Source organism: Algibacter pacificus (genome assembly GCF_008033385.1).
GTDB classification, from domain to species: domain Bacteria; phylum Bacteroidota; class Bacteroidia; order Flavobacteriales; family Flavobacteriaceae; genus Algibacter; species Algibacter pacificus.
Window position 1 is genome coordinate 1 of record NZ_VOGY01000016.1, and the last position, 13,212, is coordinate 13,212.

The 13,212-nt window shown below is 33.4% G+C and carries 19 protein-coding genes; 10 read left to right on the plus strand and 9 right to left on the minus strand.

The genetic code is table 11. The features are described from left to right. The first annotated feature begins 143 nt into the window (after positions 1–143). From FQU21_RS16170 to FQU21_RS17580, 5 genes are read left to right on the plus strand one after another with little or no spacing between them, the layout of a single operon-like run. A complete protein-coding gene (locus FQU21_RS16170; RefSeq protein ID WP_246124856.1) occupies positions 144–530 on the plus strand; it encodes a hypothetical protein in 387 nt (128 codons plus the stop codon). Next, positions 527–730 carry a hypothetical protein gene (locus FQU21_RS17765; RefSeq protein WP_246124857.1) on the plus strand — a complete coding sequence of 68 codons (204 nt, stop codon included), beginning with the start codon at positions 527–529 and terminating at the stop codon, positions 728–730. Before FQU21_RS16170 ends, FQU21_RS17765 begins: the two co-directional genes overlap by 4 nt. Next, positions 717–941, plus strand: a complete 225-nt coding sequence (locus tag FQU21_RS16175; protein WP_147679050.1) for a hypothetical protein — start codon at positions 717–719, stop codon at positions 939–941. The genes FQU21_RS17765 and FQU21_RS16175 overlap by 14 nt, the downstream gene beginning before the upstream one ends. A 1-nt stretch (position 942) precedes the next feature. Next, positions 943–1,110, plus strand: coding sequence for a hypothetical protein (locus FQU21_RS17575; RefSeq protein WP_222708015.1), 168 nt, complete (start codon positions 943–945; stop codon positions 1,108–1,110). A gap of 38 nt (positions 1,111–1,148) precedes the next feature. Next, positions 1,149–1,334, plus strand: coding sequence for a protein-export chaperone SecB (locus tag FQU21_RS17580; protein WP_222708016.1), 186 nt, complete (start codon positions 1,149–1,151; stop codon positions 1,332–1,334). A gap of 294 nt (positions 1,335–1,628) precedes the next feature. Here FQU21_RS17580 and FQU21_RS16185 read toward each other — a convergent pair whose 3' ends face one another. From FQU21_RS16185 to FQU21_RS16215, 7 genes are all read right to left on the minus strand, one after another. Further along, positions 1,629–2,132 (minus strand): GNAT family N-acetyltransferase, encoded by a 504-nt coding sequence (locus FQU21_RS16185; protein WP_147679051.1) that lies wholly within the window; start codon positions 2,130–2,132, stop codon positions 1,629–1,631. A gap of 313 nt (positions 2,133–2,445) precedes the next feature. Beyond that, the gene (locus FQU21_RS16190; RefSeq protein WP_187269407.1) at positions 2,446–2,724 is read right to left on the minus strand and encodes a putative quinol monooxygenase; all 279 of its coding nucleotides are present in this window, start codon (positions 2,722–2,724) and stop codon (positions 2,446–2,448) included. A gap of 112 nt (positions 2,725–2,836) precedes the next feature. Continuing rightward, positions 2,837–3,547: a 3-ketoacyl-ACP reductase gene (locus FQU21_RS16195; protein WP_147679053.1), complete on the minus strand. Its 711-nt coding sequence runs from the start codon at positions 3,545–3,547 to the stop codon at positions 2,837–2,839. A 247-nt stretch (positions 3,548–3,794) separates the two neighbouring features. After that, positions 3,795–4,853: an ACR3 family arsenite efflux transporter gene (gene arsB, locus FQU21_RS16200; RefSeq protein ID WP_147679054.1), complete on the minus strand. Its 1,059-nt coding sequence runs from the start codon at positions 4,851–4,853 to the stop codon at positions 3,795–3,797. 3 nt (positions 4,854–4,856) lie between these two features. Continuing rightward, the gene (locus FQU21_RS16205; RefSeq protein ID WP_147679055.1) at positions 4,857–5,474 is read right to left on the minus strand and encodes an arsenate-mycothiol transferase ArsC; all 618 of its coding nucleotides are present in this window, start codon (positions 5,472–5,474) and stop codon (positions 4,857–4,859) included. 37 nt (positions 5,475–5,511) lie between these two features. Further along, a complete protein-coding gene (locus FQU21_RS16210) occupies positions 5,512–5,979 on the minus strand; it encodes a DUF6428 family protein (RefSeq protein ID WP_147679056.1) in 468 nt (155 codons plus the stop codon). Positions 5,980–6,028: 49 nt separating this feature from the next. Then, positions 6,029–6,358, minus strand: a complete 330-nt coding sequence (locus FQU21_RS16215) for an ArsR/SmtB family transcription factor (protein WP_147679057.1) — start codon at positions 6,356–6,358, stop codon at positions 6,029–6,031. 140 nt (positions 6,359–6,498) lie between these two features. On the opposite strand from FQU21_RS16215, the gene FQU21_RS16220 reads away from it, so the two are divergent. From FQU21_RS16220 to FQU21_RS16230, 3 genes are all read left to right on the plus strand, one after another. Next, positions 6,499–7,149, plus strand: coding sequence for a VOC family protein (locus FQU21_RS16220; RefSeq protein WP_147679058.1), 651 nt, complete (start codon positions 6,499–6,501; stop codon positions 7,147–7,149). A gap of 69 nt (positions 7,150–7,218) precedes the next feature. After that, on the plus strand, positions 7,219–7,977 hold the full coding sequence (gene yaaA, locus FQU21_RS16225) for a peroxide stress protein YaaA (protein ID WP_147679059.1): 759 nt from the start codon (positions 7,219–7,221) through the stop codon (positions 7,975–7,977). Between the two features lie 74 nt (positions 7,978–8,051). Further along, positions 8,052–8,777 (plus strand): PLDc N-terminal domain-containing protein, encoded by a 726-nt coding sequence (locus FQU21_RS16230; protein WP_147679060.1) that lies wholly within the window; start codon positions 8,052–8,054, stop codon positions 8,775–8,777. Positions 8,778–8,780: 3 nt separating this feature from the next. On the opposite strand, the gene FQU21_RS16235 is transcribed toward FQU21_RS16230, so the two are convergent. Beyond that, a complete protein-coding gene (locus FQU21_RS16235) occupies positions 8,781–8,915 on the minus strand; it encodes a 30S ribosomal protein THX (RefSeq protein WP_147679061.1) in 135 nt (44 codons plus the stop codon). Between the two features lie 65 nt (positions 8,916–8,980). Here FQU21_RS16235 and FQU21_RS16240 point away from each other — a divergent pair, with 65 nt between their 5' ends. Beyond that, complete coding sequence (locus tag FQU21_RS16240; protein ID WP_147679062.1) at positions 8,981–9,658, plus strand: uracil-DNA glycosylase family protein; 678 nt, start codon at positions 8,981–8,983, stop codon at positions 9,656–9,658. Positions 9,659–9,884: 226 nt separating this feature from the next. Here the strand turns inward: FQU21_RS16240 and FQU21_RS16245 are convergent, their stop codons facing one another. Further along, on the minus strand, positions 9,885–11,741 hold the full coding sequence (locus FQU21_RS16245; RefSeq protein ID WP_147679063.1) for a M1 family metallopeptidase: 1,857 nt from the start codon (positions 11,739–11,741) through the stop codon (positions 9,885–9,887). A 178-nt stretch (positions 11,742–11,919) separates the two neighbouring features. On the opposite strand from FQU21_RS16245, the gene FQU21_RS16250 reads away from it, so the two are divergent. Next, positions 11,920–13,212: a DEAD/DEAH box helicase gene (locus FQU21_RS16250; RefSeq protein ID WP_147679064.1), complete on the plus strand. Its 1,293-nt coding sequence runs from the start codon at positions 11,920–11,922 to the stop codon at positions 13,210–13,212.

Below are 13,212 nucleotides of genomic sequence, written 5' to 3' on the forward strand. Positions count from 1 at the left end.
CCTGAAATTTTAAGTGTATAAAAATAGAAACCGTCTCTAAAGACGGTTTTTAATTATAGTTATACTATTTATTACGGGCTTGTGCAACGGTTACCATTGTTGGCAGTAGTTTTTATTTTCTTATGTTTGTTTAAAAATTATTGATGACGAATAAGTTCAAAGGTTATCATGGAACAAGTATTTCTTCAGCAAAAGAAATACTCAAATCTAATTATGATTTATCCATAGGTGATAAAGAGTGGCTAGGTAATGGGGTTTATTTTTTTATTGAAGGAATTAGTTCAAAACCTAATGGACAAGCAAAAAATTGGGCAATTGCTCAATCTTGGGATAATGTAAATAAAAAAAATAAATATAAAGAATATTGTGTTATTAAATCTAATATAGAAGTAAGTGAACATAATTTATTAGATTTAACAAAAGAGGAAGGAGTTAATGTTTTGGAATATCTTCTAGAGTGTTTTGAAAAAAAGATTCAAAATATTAATAAAAAACTTGATTTTATTGATGGGTTATTGATGGGTTATTGATTAATTTAGCAAGAGGAGAAGGTATTTTGCCTATTGATGTTGTAAAAGGGAATTTTTACATTAAATTTGCAAAAGAAAGAATACAAAGAATTAACTTAAGAACTCCAAATTGTACTATTTGTACAGTTTTTAAACCAAATGAAAATATAGTAGACTCTACTATATTAACTACAGGAGATATAAAAGATGAAACTGGATAAAAACATAAAGGATAAAATTGATAATTATTTTCAGAATATTACTGCTGAAGAGCTTTGTAATATTGCTGTTAATAAATATGGATTTAAAGTAAATATTGATATTGAAATTGATAATCAATCTTTTAATGTAATTGAGCAAAATTTTTATGTTTCAAATACTGATAATAGTATTGATGTTAATACTATTAATTCAATGCCTTTAGCAGCTTAATATGAAAATACAGTTAGAAAATTGGAAAGTTCTTAAATTAAATTTTTCCTTTAATGAGGATGAAGTTAATAGAAAAGAAAATTCGTTTGACTTAAGTACAGGTCATTTTTTTCCTGAAGATAATCCTGATACTTTCGGTATAGGTTTTGAGATTGTGAGATTGAAATAAAAGATAAAAAATTCGATTTAAATGTCGAAACTATTTTTATGTTTAAATTAGATAAAGATATTTCAGAAGAATTTAAATTATCCGATTTCCCTAAAATTAATGCTCCTGCAATTGCTTTTCCTTATTTACGAGCATATATATCAAATTTAACATTACAGTCTGGTTTCGAACCTGTAATGTTACCTTCTATAAATTTTGTGAATTTAGCTAAAGAGAAAGAGTAAGTAAATTACTGCCAACTCCGGGATAAAAACAATTTCAGGCATGTTCGCATCAAACGCTTCCTTAAATATTCAATTTCTAATTAGTAAAATTTAACTTACACACCTTAAAAGGTTGTTAACACGAAGTAAACAAAAGCAAACTGATAAAACAGGGTTTGCAGAATTAATATAGCGGGTTTTAACTATTATAATTTCTACTGGCGTAAGCAATCACAAAACCCCGTACTTAAGGGGGTGCGAGAGGCGCGCTCCAACTGTTTTAGCTAGAGCCTTCTACGTGATTGGTTGTAGTTTTTATTTCAGTTCTTTTTCATAAAGATTATATATCGATAAAGGTAATTTCTTTATTCCTACTTTTTTAAACCCTAAATTTTCATAGTATTTACAAAGTTTTGGGTTTTGGGAGTCTGAATCAAGTCTTAAATATTTACAATTTTCTTTTTTTGCATTATTCTCTATTTTTAGTAATACCTTAGAGCCGTATCCTTTTCCATTGTATTTTTCTTTTATAACTAGAGAATGAATATATTTTGCTTTATGTTCTTGTTTACCCCAATATAAGATGTCTTCATTTAGTATTCGAACCATTCCCAAATTTTCGTTATCCATAGATTCTATAAAGAAAAATTCATTATTATTAATACCTTCTTCAACCCATTTTATTTTTTCGATAGGAGGATTTTTCCAGTATTGCCAGTGGTCAATATTCTTTTGACTAATTTTTTCAGCAGTCTCTTTGAATAGTTCTAAAACGGTGTTTCTATCTTTATTTTCTATTTGATTAAAATTAAGTTTCATTATTTTTTTTAAAATTATATCCAACTCCAAGAAAGATACTTTTCTGCATGCTGACATCAAAGACTTCCCTAAATATTCAATTTCAAATTTAGTGAATTTTAATCTACAAACCTTAAAAGGTTGTCAACACGAAGTGAATAAAAGCAACCTGATAAAATGCGGGTACAGAATTAATATAGCGTGTTTAACTATTAGCATTTCGATTACTGTAAGCAAACACAAACGCTAGGTTGTTTTATGGTTTAAAATGATGAGATTTCTCTTATCGTCGAAATGATATTTAGGCTAGTTTGGTAAGGAACAGTTCTCCCAATTAAAACACTTCAATCACCGGAGCACTAGCCAACAACGGCGTAATATCACTTACAAATTTTTTAAAATGTTCCGATGCATTATGAATTTCAATAGCTTCGGCATTTATATATTTTTCATGAAAAAGGAATTCCGTTTCTTTATCCACTTCGTTTAAAAGTCGGTAATGTAAACAGCCTGCTTCGGCATTACTTTCTGCCACCATGACTTTGGCTAACTTTAAAAATTCAGCTATTTTAGATTCTTGAACACTAATTTGGGCAATAATTACTTTTTCCATGTTATCAGGTTTAGGTGCTATGTTGTAAAGGTAAACTTTCAACTGCGTATAAAAAAATATGGCGGAATTCTCCATAGAAAATTCCGCCATACATAATAAATTTATGTAATAATTATGGATTTGTAGACCATAAGGCTGCGCTTTTAAGCATGGCGCGTCTTGGTAATTTTAAGCCTGCAACAATAAGTTCGGCAAAATCTTCGGGTTGTAAAACACTATCTTCAGAATCTTTAGTCGCAATGCCTAAATCGATAGACATATCCGATGCAATGGTACTTGGGGTTAAAGTACACACGCGGATATTGTTTTTACGAACTTCTTTCATTAAAGATTCCGACAGACCAATAACAGCAAATTTAGAAGCCGAATACGCCGATGTTGTAGCATTTCCGCTTAATCCAGCAGTAGAGGATACATTAATAATATCACCTTCATTTTTTTCAATTAAATAAGGTAACACTTCTTTGGTTACGTAATACATCCCCATAACATTGGTTTGCATAATTTGGCTCCATTGCTCAACTGGCATGTCGTTAAAGGTTCCAAAAGCAGCAATTCCTGCGTTGTTTACTAAAATATCTACAGTGCCAAGGGTATCAATAATACTTTTAATCCCTGTTTTTACGGCTTCATAATTTCCAACATCGAAAACTGAATAGGTGGCTTTTACACCGTAAGTTTCTAATTCCGAAACAGTTTCTTTTAAAACGGCTTCATTTCTGCCTGTGATAGCGACGTCGATACCTTCTTTTGCAAAGGCTATAGCTGTTGCTTTTCCTAAACCACGGCCACCGCCTGTAATGATTGCTTTTTTATTTTTCATATTATTTTTTTTGACTATATATTTAATGTTTGAGATCGAAAGAACTTTAGAAATCCTCACTAATATTTAGTAAAAGGAAAACTAAGAAAAAATGCTTAGAAATGGATAAGTGGTATATTAAATAAAGGTAACCAATTTTGACGTTGATTACCTTTATTTGCGATATCGATTATCAAATAGGTTAACAAAATTAGTTAAACCCAAAGATAAAATCAAGTATCTATTTTAATATTTAGAGGGATAATTTTTAATGCGCTGGCACAGACTTTTTATCATAGTATTTTTTCTTCAACCAAAACGACACGCGTACTAATAAAATAAGCGCAGGCACTTCAACCAAAGGTCCGATTACTCCTGTAAACGCTTGCCCAGAATTTAATCCGAAAACGGCGATAGCGACAGCAATGGCCAATTCAAAATTATTTCCGGCAGCAGTAAAAGCTACAGCAGCGGTTTTATCGTATGTAGCCCCAGTGGCTTTGGTAACGAAAAAACCAATGATGAACATAATGGTAAAATAGATAAGTAAAGGCACAGCAATGATTAAAACATCCATCGGGATTTCTACAATAAGTTCGCCTTTTAAAGAAAACATCACCACAATAGTAAATAAAAGCGCAATTAAAGTTAAAGGAGAAACGGTTGGAATAAAGGTGTTGTTATACCACGTTTCACCTTTAAGTTTTACTAAAAAGTAGCGACTTAAAATCCCTAAAATAAACGGGAGCCCTAAATAGATAGCGACACTTTCGGCAATGGTCGCAATGGAAATATCGACTATAGCACCTTCAAAACCAAAGTAGGGCGGGAGCACGGTAATAAAAAGCCAAGCATAAAAACTGTATGCAAAAACTTGAAAAATACTGTTTAGAGCTACTAAGCCGGCACCGTATTCACTACTACCGTCGGCGAGATCGTTCCAAACTAAAACCATAGCAATACAACGCGCGAGACCTATTAAAATAAGGCCTACCATGTATTCTGGGTAATCGTGCAGAAAAATAATAGCAAGAAAAAACATTAAAACTGGTCCAATAATCCAATTTAAAAGGAGTGAAATGGATAGCAGTTTGGTGTTTTTAAAAACCATAGGTAATAGTTTGTAATTCACCTTGGCAAGTGGCGGATACATCATTAAAATTAAACCAATGGCAATGGGGATATTGGTTGTGCCACTGCTCATATTATTAATTAAATCGGGGAACGTTGGGATAAAATACCCAATGCTAACACCAATAGCCATAGCCACAAAAATCCAAAGGGTTAAATTTTTATCGAGGAAACTGAGTTTTTTAGACTGTGCCATGTTTTAAGCTTCTATTTGTGAGAATACGTAAAATAATTCGGTTGCAATTTGTATGCTGCGTTCTTGATATTTTTCAGCCTGTTGTGGCGTGTTATCAAAAGCTTTGGGGTCTTCAAAAGTGATAGGAATTCGTTTTTCGGCACCTGCAATAAACGGACAACCATTATCGGCTTGGGAGCACGTCATGATGGCTGCAAAGTGTGCTTTAGGATTAAATTCACTATCCAATTTTTTTGAAAAACCAATAATTGGGTGTGAATTATCGGAATATTTTATGCTATAAACCGGATTGCTAGTTTCTGCAATTTTATTGATTTTAAAACCAGCGTTCACTAAAGTCTCTGCCACCATTGGGAAAAGCGCCGTAGCTTCTGTACCTCCCGAATAACAAAACACATTTTTAATATTGAAATAATACGCCATGGTTTGTGCCCAAACTTGAGATAAATGACTTCGTCTGGAGTTGTGCGTGCAAATAAAATTAATGCGAATGTCTTCTTTGGTATTTACTTTTAATTGAATAAAATCGATTAAAGGTTTTAATGTTTCTTTTCGTGAATCTGTGATGCTGTCAACCTTTAGTGTTGAAATTACGCTATTGATGTCGTTATATACAGTCATAAAATGATTTAAAAATTATTGATGAATAGATTAAAATTTAGCAACAACCACTTCCTGGTTTGCAAGATTGCCCAGTTGGAATTTCCGAGAATTGTAATTTTGGTTTTTCAGCAGGAACACCACATTGGTCTGGTGCTAAACAATCGGTTTGTTTGGTAGTTAATAAAAAGTTTGTCCCGTCGAAATCTAAGCCGAATTTCCCGATAGTTTCACCTTGATATTCTACTTCAATTTCCAAATCTTCAATACCTAAAGTTTTTTCAGACAGTTCAATAATGTTTAATAATTTTTCGGGATGTAATCTATGGTCGTAATCGTTGGCATTCCAAAGTTGAAAGTTTACAACGTTTTCTTTTCTTACGGTACCACCACAATCAATAAAGTGTTTTGTTATTTTTCCAACTTCAGTAACGTGAAAATGATTCGGTACTAATTCACCATTTGGCAATTTAAAAGCAATTTGATTCAAGGTGCTTAACTCTTTTTTTATTTCTGATAGTTTCATAATTCAATTTGTTTATTGTGATAATACGATTAATGTGTTCAAATTTTTTTTAGCAGCAATCCGTTTTAGGTAAATCTTGATTTAAAAAGGTATTCATAACGGCTTTCATTTTTGTCCAGTTTTCGGCATCTATACAGTAGCAAACGCTAGTGCCTTCTACATTCCCTTTTATTAAGCCTAAAAGTTTTAACTCTTTTAAATGCTGAGAAATGGTGGGTTGGGCTAAGCCAATTTCGTTAACCAAATCGCCACAAACACAAGAGTTTGTGTTAAATAAATGCTCTAAAATGGCAACGCGTGCGGGGTGGCCAAAAGCTTTGGCAAATAAGGCAATCTCGTTTTGTGAGTCGGAAAAAATTTCGGTTTTAGCTAATCCCATAGTTCTTTATTGTTTCATTGCAATATTACGATTAATATTTAAAACGAAAAAATATTGTCTATAAAATCCCTTTATCTCTAAATAAGTTTTATCGTTCTTGGAAGATGAAAAAGACCAGTTTTCTAATTTATCTTTGACCTATGAAAATCGAAGAAATCATATTATTCACGAATCAAATAGAAAAACAAAAACAGTTTTATCAACAGGTTTTAGAGTTGGATTTGGTTTTTAATTCCGAAGAAAAAATTACTTTTAAAGCGGGCTGTAGCTTATTAACTTTTCAATATAAGAAAGACGTTAAGGCAGCGCATTTTGCATTCAATATTCCGTCGAATAAAATTGATGACGCCTTAGTTTGGTTGAAAAAGCGGGTGTATATTTTGTCTGATGGTGAAACTGAAATTTCAAATTTTGAAAGTTGGAATGCTAAAGCGGTTTATTTTTATGATGCTGATAATAATATTGTAGAATGTATTGCAAGGCGCGATTTAAATATAGAATCATCGGTAAGCTTTTCATCAAAAAGTATACTATATATAAGTGAAATGGCTATAGCTACTGCGGATATTTCTGCTGTGTATCAAGCTATTTCAAACATAAAATCCATTCCCATTTTCGATGGGGATTTTAATAGGTTCTGTGCTTTAGGGAATCATGAAGGTCTGTTAATTTTAATAGATAAAACCGTTAAAACCTGGCAGCCAACCGGAGAAATGGCGCATACCGCCGATTTTATAATGAGAGGCGATTACAACTTTAGTTTTATAGATGGCGAAGTCCTTTCAACTTAAAGAAATATTGTAATTTAGAAGTTTAAAAAAAGAATAATATCTCAAGTATTTGAGTTAAAATATAAAGACATGAAATTAGTAATATCACCAGCAAAATCATTGGATCTGGAAACCCCATTGCCAACAAAACAATTCACGGAAGGCCAATTTTTAAAACAAGCAGCCCGCTTAAATAAAGTGCTTAAAAAGAAATCGGCTAAAAATTTATCCGAACTTATGAGCATTTCTCCAAATTTGGGACAATTAAATTATGAGCGCAACCAAGATTGGGCATTACCATTTACACCAGAAAATGCAAGGCCTGCAGTTTACGCTTTTAATGGCGATGTATATCGTGGTTTGGATGCTTATAATCTTCCTGAAAATAAGTTAGAAACCATGCAAAACACCGTGCGTATACTTTCTGGTCTATATGGCGTATTAAAACCATTGGATTTAATGCAGCCTTACCGTTTGGAAATGGGAACCAAACTACCCGTTGGAACCCATAAAAATCTTTACGAATTTTGGAAAAAGGATATTGTAAAAGCCTTAAATGAAGAGTTGGAAGATGGCGAGTTGTTTTTAAATTTAGCGAGTAACGAATACTTTAAAGCCCTAGATAAAAAGGCCTTAAAAGTACCCGTGGTTACTGCAAATTTTAAAGAATTTAAAAACGGAGCCTATAAAATTATTTCATTTTATGCTAAAGAAGCGCGTGGGCTTATGGCGCGTTATATTATAGATACCAATGCGCAAACGGTAGACGATTTAAAAGGATTTAATTATAGCGGTTACAGCTTTAGCGAAGAGCTATCTAAAGACAACGATTTAATTTTTATTCGATAAATCAGCCTCCAGTTTTTATGGTGGTCAAAAACAGAAACACTAAATTTGAACAATAACTCAGGATAAATTCATAAATGACTTACTACCTTATTATTGCTTTTCAAATCTATTGTATCTATCACATGTACAAAAACGGGAACTCCTTTTATTGGGCCATTCTTATCTTTTTTGTTCCGGTTATAGGTTGTATTATTTACTTGTTCACTCAGATTTATAATAAGCGTGACGCAGAAAAAATAACTAGTGAAATTACCGATATTATAAATCCGACTAAGAAAATTAAGGATTTAGAAAAGAAGCTGGAGTTTTCAGAATCTTACCAAAATAGGGTGAATTTAGCCGATGCTTATTTGGCGAATAAAGATTATAATAACGCTCTTACACATTATTTAAAAACCTTTAAAGAAGGGTATGAAAATGATTTGTATGTGAATAGTAAACTGGTTGAAACATATTTTTTACTTGAAGACTATAGCCGCGTGATTTTCCATGCTGAAAATATAAAAGACAAGTTAGAATATAAAAAATCTAAAACTCAATTTATTTGCGGATTGGCACATGAAAAATTAGGCGATTTTGAAGCTGCAGAGCAGAATTTGCGTGAAATAGATATTCGTTATTCTTTTTATAACGAACGCTTAATTTTTGCCGAGTTTTTAATACATAGAGATAAAAAAGAAGAAGCGAAATCTATTTTAGAAGACATAAAAAAAGAATCGCAAAATATGACGAAGACGAACCAAAAACTTTACCGAAGTACAGTGTCTCAAGTAGAAAAACTGTTATCCGAACTTAATTAAAACCTATTTAACAGTTGCTTTTTTAGAAATATCAATTTTAGTTTCTATAGATGGTTTTTTCTTAATTCGGGGTCTTCGAGCACCAAAAGTCCCTCTGTTTATTTTGCCTCGTTTTGTTTTTTTATCACCTTTTCCCATATTAATATTGTTTTAAATGTTATTGAAATAATATACTGAATTTTAAATTAAAAGTCAAGTAAAACGTGTTTAAACATCGGCACCCTTATCCTCCGTTTATAAAAAATGACACCACCAAATTGATTGTGGGCACGTTGCCGCCTCCAAGGTTTTCAACGGGCGATCTTTTAGAAAAGGATGTCGATTTTTGTTACGGGAGTTATTACAATTCCCTTTGGTTGTATTTGGATAAAATTCATGATTTGGGACTAAAATTCGATAATTCGGAAGAGGCGATTGCCCAACGAAAACAATTTTTAATCACTCACAAAATAGGTGTTTGCGATATTGTCGAGAGCTGCGAACGTGATAAAATTGATGCTTCAGATTTAGGGATGAAAAACATAAAACTTCGCGATCTAATCGGTTATTTAAAGCAATTTCCAACTATTGATACCCTTTTATTTACGGGCGGAAATAGTAAAAATGGCCCCGAATATTTTTTCAGAAAACATATAAAGGATTATCACTTAAAACTGGAATTGGTTTCTAATGAAGTTCCTAGAATCCATCAGTTTGAAATGCCAAATCATTTAGAAAATACAGAGAAAACCCGCATCATTAAAACGGTATCCTTAACCTCGTCTTCGGGTTCTGCAAATCGAGCCATTGGTAGTATGCCTCTTTATAAACAGTTAAAACAGCGGGATCCTAAATTTAATACTTTCGATTTTAGGGTGATGCAGTATCGTGAGTTTTTTTGAAGTATGCTGGTCTCAAATGCAGTTAACATGATGGCTTTAGCTTATAAAAAAATAGCCACGAATACACGAATTAATTAGTTATGTTTCACGAATTTCACCTAGCAGACTTTTAGTCTGCTAACCTAAGAGCTTCCAGTTCATAGTGGTTTAGTTCGGGGATAAAAAAAGACCTATTACATTTAAAACGAACAGGTCTTTTTCTTTAATACGCGGTTGTATTTTGAAATTATTCTGGGTTATATCCCAACATATCATCAATAGTATTCGCAGTTACCGAATGATAATTTTTACGTGCATATTTATAAATGGCTAAAGCTTCGTCTGTCTTGTTATTGTTTTTAAAGGCTTTATAAATGGTTGAAACATACCAACGACGGCCCACTTGGGTTAAAAATACTTCTATGTTTTTATCAATATTGTTACCGTGGTAATCGTGGTTTATGGCTTGCTCGTACCAAACCATGGCAATATAGGAATTGCTAGAATTGGTTAAATTGAATGTTTTATCAAGTGTTTTTATTTGTTCAACAGACATATCTTCTGGGAAATTACGAACAAAATGTACCCATTCTTGTGGTGTCCAACCGGTTGTAATGGCTTGGTCTATGGTATTTGTTTTTACAAAATCTTGAACTGTTTTTTCGACCTTTTCAAATTTATCAGAAACAATAATAGCTTGGTTTTCTGGAAGGCCAGGCTCATAAATCCATTCGGCAGTGTTGAACGTGATACCGTTTTTATCTAATAAATTTTCATTTAAATAATCAATAAATTTTTCAGTATTAGTTGTTGAAAACGCATGGGATTGGAAATAACTTTTCAGAAAAGCATCAAATTTTTCACGACCAACGCTTTCTTCTAAAGTTCTTAAAAATAGATAGCCTTTATCATAAGCAATACTGTTCATCCCATCGTCAGGATTTCTTCCTTTTAAATCTAATTTCAGTTTGGTATCCTCTGGTGCGTCCTTAAAACCTTCCAATTCTTCTTCTAAATCTTGTCTTCCAATTCGGGCTAACATATTGGCACGGTCTTTTCCGTAAAGGGCCTCCATAATGCGCATTTCAAAATAAACGGTAAAGCCTTCGTTAAGCCAAAAATCGTCCCAAGTGGCATTGGTCACTAAGTTTCCAGACCAAGAATGCGCCAACTCGTGCGCAATAAGTGAGGTTAAACTTTTATCACCAGTAATTACCGTTGGTGTGGCAAAAGTTAAACGCGGATTTTCCATACCTCCAAAAGGGAAACTTGGTGGTAATACAATCACATCAAACTGTTCCCAAGCATATTTTCCATAAAGTTTTTCTGCGGAAGCGACCATGTTTTCCATGTCTGAAAATTCATAAACGGCTTTGTCTAATAAGGATGGTTCAGCATAAATACCAGTACGATTACTGATGGGGTTATATGCGATATCCCCAACAGCAATGGCTATTAAATAAGGAGAAATGGGTTGTTTCATTTTAAAATGATACACACCATCTGGTGTTTTTTCTTTGGGGTTTTCGGCACTCATAACCGCCATAAGTTGTGCTGGTACTTGCACTTTGGCATTGTAGGTTAGCCTAATTTGCGGACTGTCTTGAATAGGAATCCAAGTTCGTGTTAGAATAGCTTGTCCTTGTGTAAATAAAAACGGCGCTTTTTTATCGGCAGTTTGCTGAGGTTTTAACCATTGCAAGGCTTCCGTTTTATTGGTGGTTTTATAAAATACCGTAATTTGTTTCGTGTCTTTTTTTATCGAAATTGTTAAAGGGTTTCCAAGTATTTCATCAAAATCACCTAAGGTAAAGTTGGTGTCTTTTCCATCGGCTTGTACCTTTTCAATATCTAAAAATTTGGAGTCGAGTATAATTTCCGAGGCATCGTTATTCGTTATTAAATAGGAAGCGCTTCCCGAAATGATTTCCGTTTCAAAATCCACATTAATATCTAAATCTAAATGGGTAATGACTGCTTTATTTGGTTTTGCGTAAGAGTGTGGTTCTTCAATATAAGTCATTAAAGGGTCTGTTTTTTTAGTGTTTTTACAGCTTATGAATAGGAGTAGGGCACAGCTAAAAAGAGATGTGAGGGTTTTCATATAATGTTGAAATAGGTTGAATATAGCCACGAAGTTACTCGTTTTTGTTTAAATTTAATAAATAAACTGCGGTCGAATAAATAAAACGTACATTTGCAGCTTAATAATTCGAGGTGATGTTTTATAAATAATTTGTCATCTCTACGGCTCGAACAAGAGGGCCGACTAAACAATTTATATGTCATTTCAATCTTTAGGCTTATCCGAAGCCTTGCTAAAAGCGATTAGCAAAAAAGGATATACTACCCCAAGTCCAATTCAAGAAAAAGCGATTCCTCCAGTTTTGGAAGGACACGATGTTTTAGCTTCGGCACAAACGGGAACCGGTAAAACAGCAGGTTTTACTTTACCGCTTTTACATATTTTATCGGAAAATCCGAAAGCAAAATATAGACCCATACGGGCTTTAATTTTAACGCCAACGCGTGAGTTAGCGGCACAAGTTTATGCCAATGTGAGAGAATATAGTGAGTTTTTAAATTTACGTAGCGCCGTTATTTTTGGCGGTGTAAACCAGAAACCACAAGTAGCCACCTTGCGCCAAGGTATTGATGTTTTGGTAGCGACTCCGGGTCGTTTATTAGATTTACAAAATCAAGGTTTACTATCATTGAAACGTGTGGAGATTTTTGTTTTAGATGAAGCGGATAGAATGCTCGATATGGGGTTTTTACGCGATATCGAAAAGGTTATAAAATCGATGCCAGAAAAGCGTCAGAATTTGATGTTTTCAGCAACGTTTTCAAAAGATATTAAAAAGTTAGCTCACGGGATTTTAAATCATCCGGTACAAGTTGAGGCTACTCCAGAAAACACAACGGTTGATGCGATTACTCAAAAAGTATATCGTGTAGCAAAAGGTTCTAAAACCGGATTAATTATTAAATTAATTTCTGAAGGAAACTGGAAACAAGTTTTAGTGTTTACTAGAACAAAACATGGGGCCAATAAACTTTGTGAAAAAATGGATAAAGCAGGAATTACTGCCGCAGCCATTCACGGAAATAAGAGTCAAGGCGCGAGAACAAAGGCTTTAGCTGGTTTTAAAAGCGGACGCATTCGTGTGTTAGTGGCGACAGATATTGCGGCACGTGGATTGGATATTCCATTATTACCACATGTTATTAATTTTGAAATTCCGAATATCCCTGAAGATTACGTACATAGAATTGGTAGAACGGGTAGAGCAGGAGCCAATGGTGTTGCTTTATCTTTGGTGAGTGCCGATGAAACGTCTTTTTTACGAGCTATTGAAAAACTGATTGAAATGAAACTTCCTATTGAAATTATGGAAGGTTTTGAACCCGATCCAAATGCTTCAACAGCACCTATAAAACAAGGGCAAGGGCGGCGAAATAGAAATTCTAGAAATTCAAATTCTAGATCTTCTAATAAATCGGGAGGAGCTTCAAATAGAAATTCTAATAGTAACTCAAGACGTCCAAAACGTAATTCTGACCGAAGAAATTAG

What these genes read in the sequence shown, in the direction of transcription:
- FQU21_RS16170 (WP_246124856.1), top strand. Translation starts at nt 144, where the DNA reads ATGACGAATAAGTTCAAAGGTTATCATGGAACAAGTATTTCTTCAGCA.
- FQU21_RS16175 (WP_147679050.1), top strand. Translation starts at nt 717, where the DNA reads ATGAAACTGGATAAAAACATAAAGGATAAAATTGATAATTATTTTCAG.
- FQU21_RS17575 (WP_222708015.1), top strand. Translation starts at nt 943, where the DNA reads ATGAAAATACAGTTAGAAAATTGGAAAGTTCTTAAATTAAATTTTTCC.
- FQU21_RS17580 (WP_222708016.1), top strand. Translation starts at nt 1,149, where the DNA reads ATGTTTAAATTAGATAAAGATATTTCAGAAGAATTTAAATTATCCGAT.
- FQU21_RS16185 (WP_147679051.1), bottom strand. Translation starts at nt 2,132, where the DNA reads ATGAAACTTAATTTTAATCAAATAGAAAATAAAGATAGAAACACCGTT.
- FQU21_RS16190 (WP_187269407.1), bottom strand. Translation starts at nt 2,724, where the DNA reads ATGGAAAAAGTAATTATTGCCCAAATTAGTGTTCAAGAATCTAAAATA.
- FQU21_RS16195 (WP_147679053.1), bottom strand. Translation starts at nt 3,547, where the DNA reads ATGAAAAATAAAAAAGCAATCATTACAGGCGGTGGCCGTGGTTTAGGA.
- arsB (WP_147679054.1), bottom strand. Translation starts at nt 4,853, where the DNA reads ATGGCACAGTCTAAAAAACTCAGTTTCCTCGATAAAAATTTAACCCTT.
- FQU21_RS16205 (WP_147679055.1), bottom strand. Translation starts at nt 5,474, where the DNA reads ATGACTGTATATAACGACATCAATAGCGTAATTTCAACACTAAAGGTT.
- FQU21_RS16210 (WP_147679056.1), bottom strand. Translation starts at nt 5,979, where the DNA reads ATGAAACTATCAGAAATAAAAAAAGAGTTAAGCACCTTGAATCAAATT.
- FQU21_RS16215 (WP_147679057.1), bottom strand. Translation starts at nt 6,358, where the DNA reads ATGGGATTAGCTAAAACCGAAATTTTTTCCGACTCACAAAACGAGATT.
- FQU21_RS16220 (WP_147679058.1), top strand. Translation starts at nt 6,499, where the DNA reads ATGAAAATCGAAGAAATCATATTATTCACGAATCAAATAGAAAAACAA.
- yaaA (WP_147679059.1), top strand. Translation starts at nt 7,219, where the DNA reads ATGAAATTAGTAATATCACCAGCAAAATCATTGGATCTGGAAACCCCA.
- FQU21_RS16230 (WP_147679060.1), top strand. Translation starts at nt 8,052, where the DNA reads ATGACTTACTACCTTATTATTGCTTTTCAAATCTATTGTATCTATCAC.
- FQU21_RS16235 (WP_147679061.1), bottom strand. Translation starts at nt 8,915, where the DNA reads ATGGGAAAAGGTGATAAAAAAACAAAACGAGGCAAAATAAACAGAGGG.
- FQU21_RS16245 (WP_147679063.1), bottom strand. Translation starts at nt 11,741, where the DNA reads ATGAAAACCCTCACATCTCTTTTTAGCTGTGCCCTACTCCTATTCATA.
- FQU21_RS16250 (WP_147679064.1), top strand. Translation starts at nt 11,920, where the DNA reads ATGTCATTTCAATCTTTAGGCTTATCCGAAGCCTTGCTAAAAGCGATT.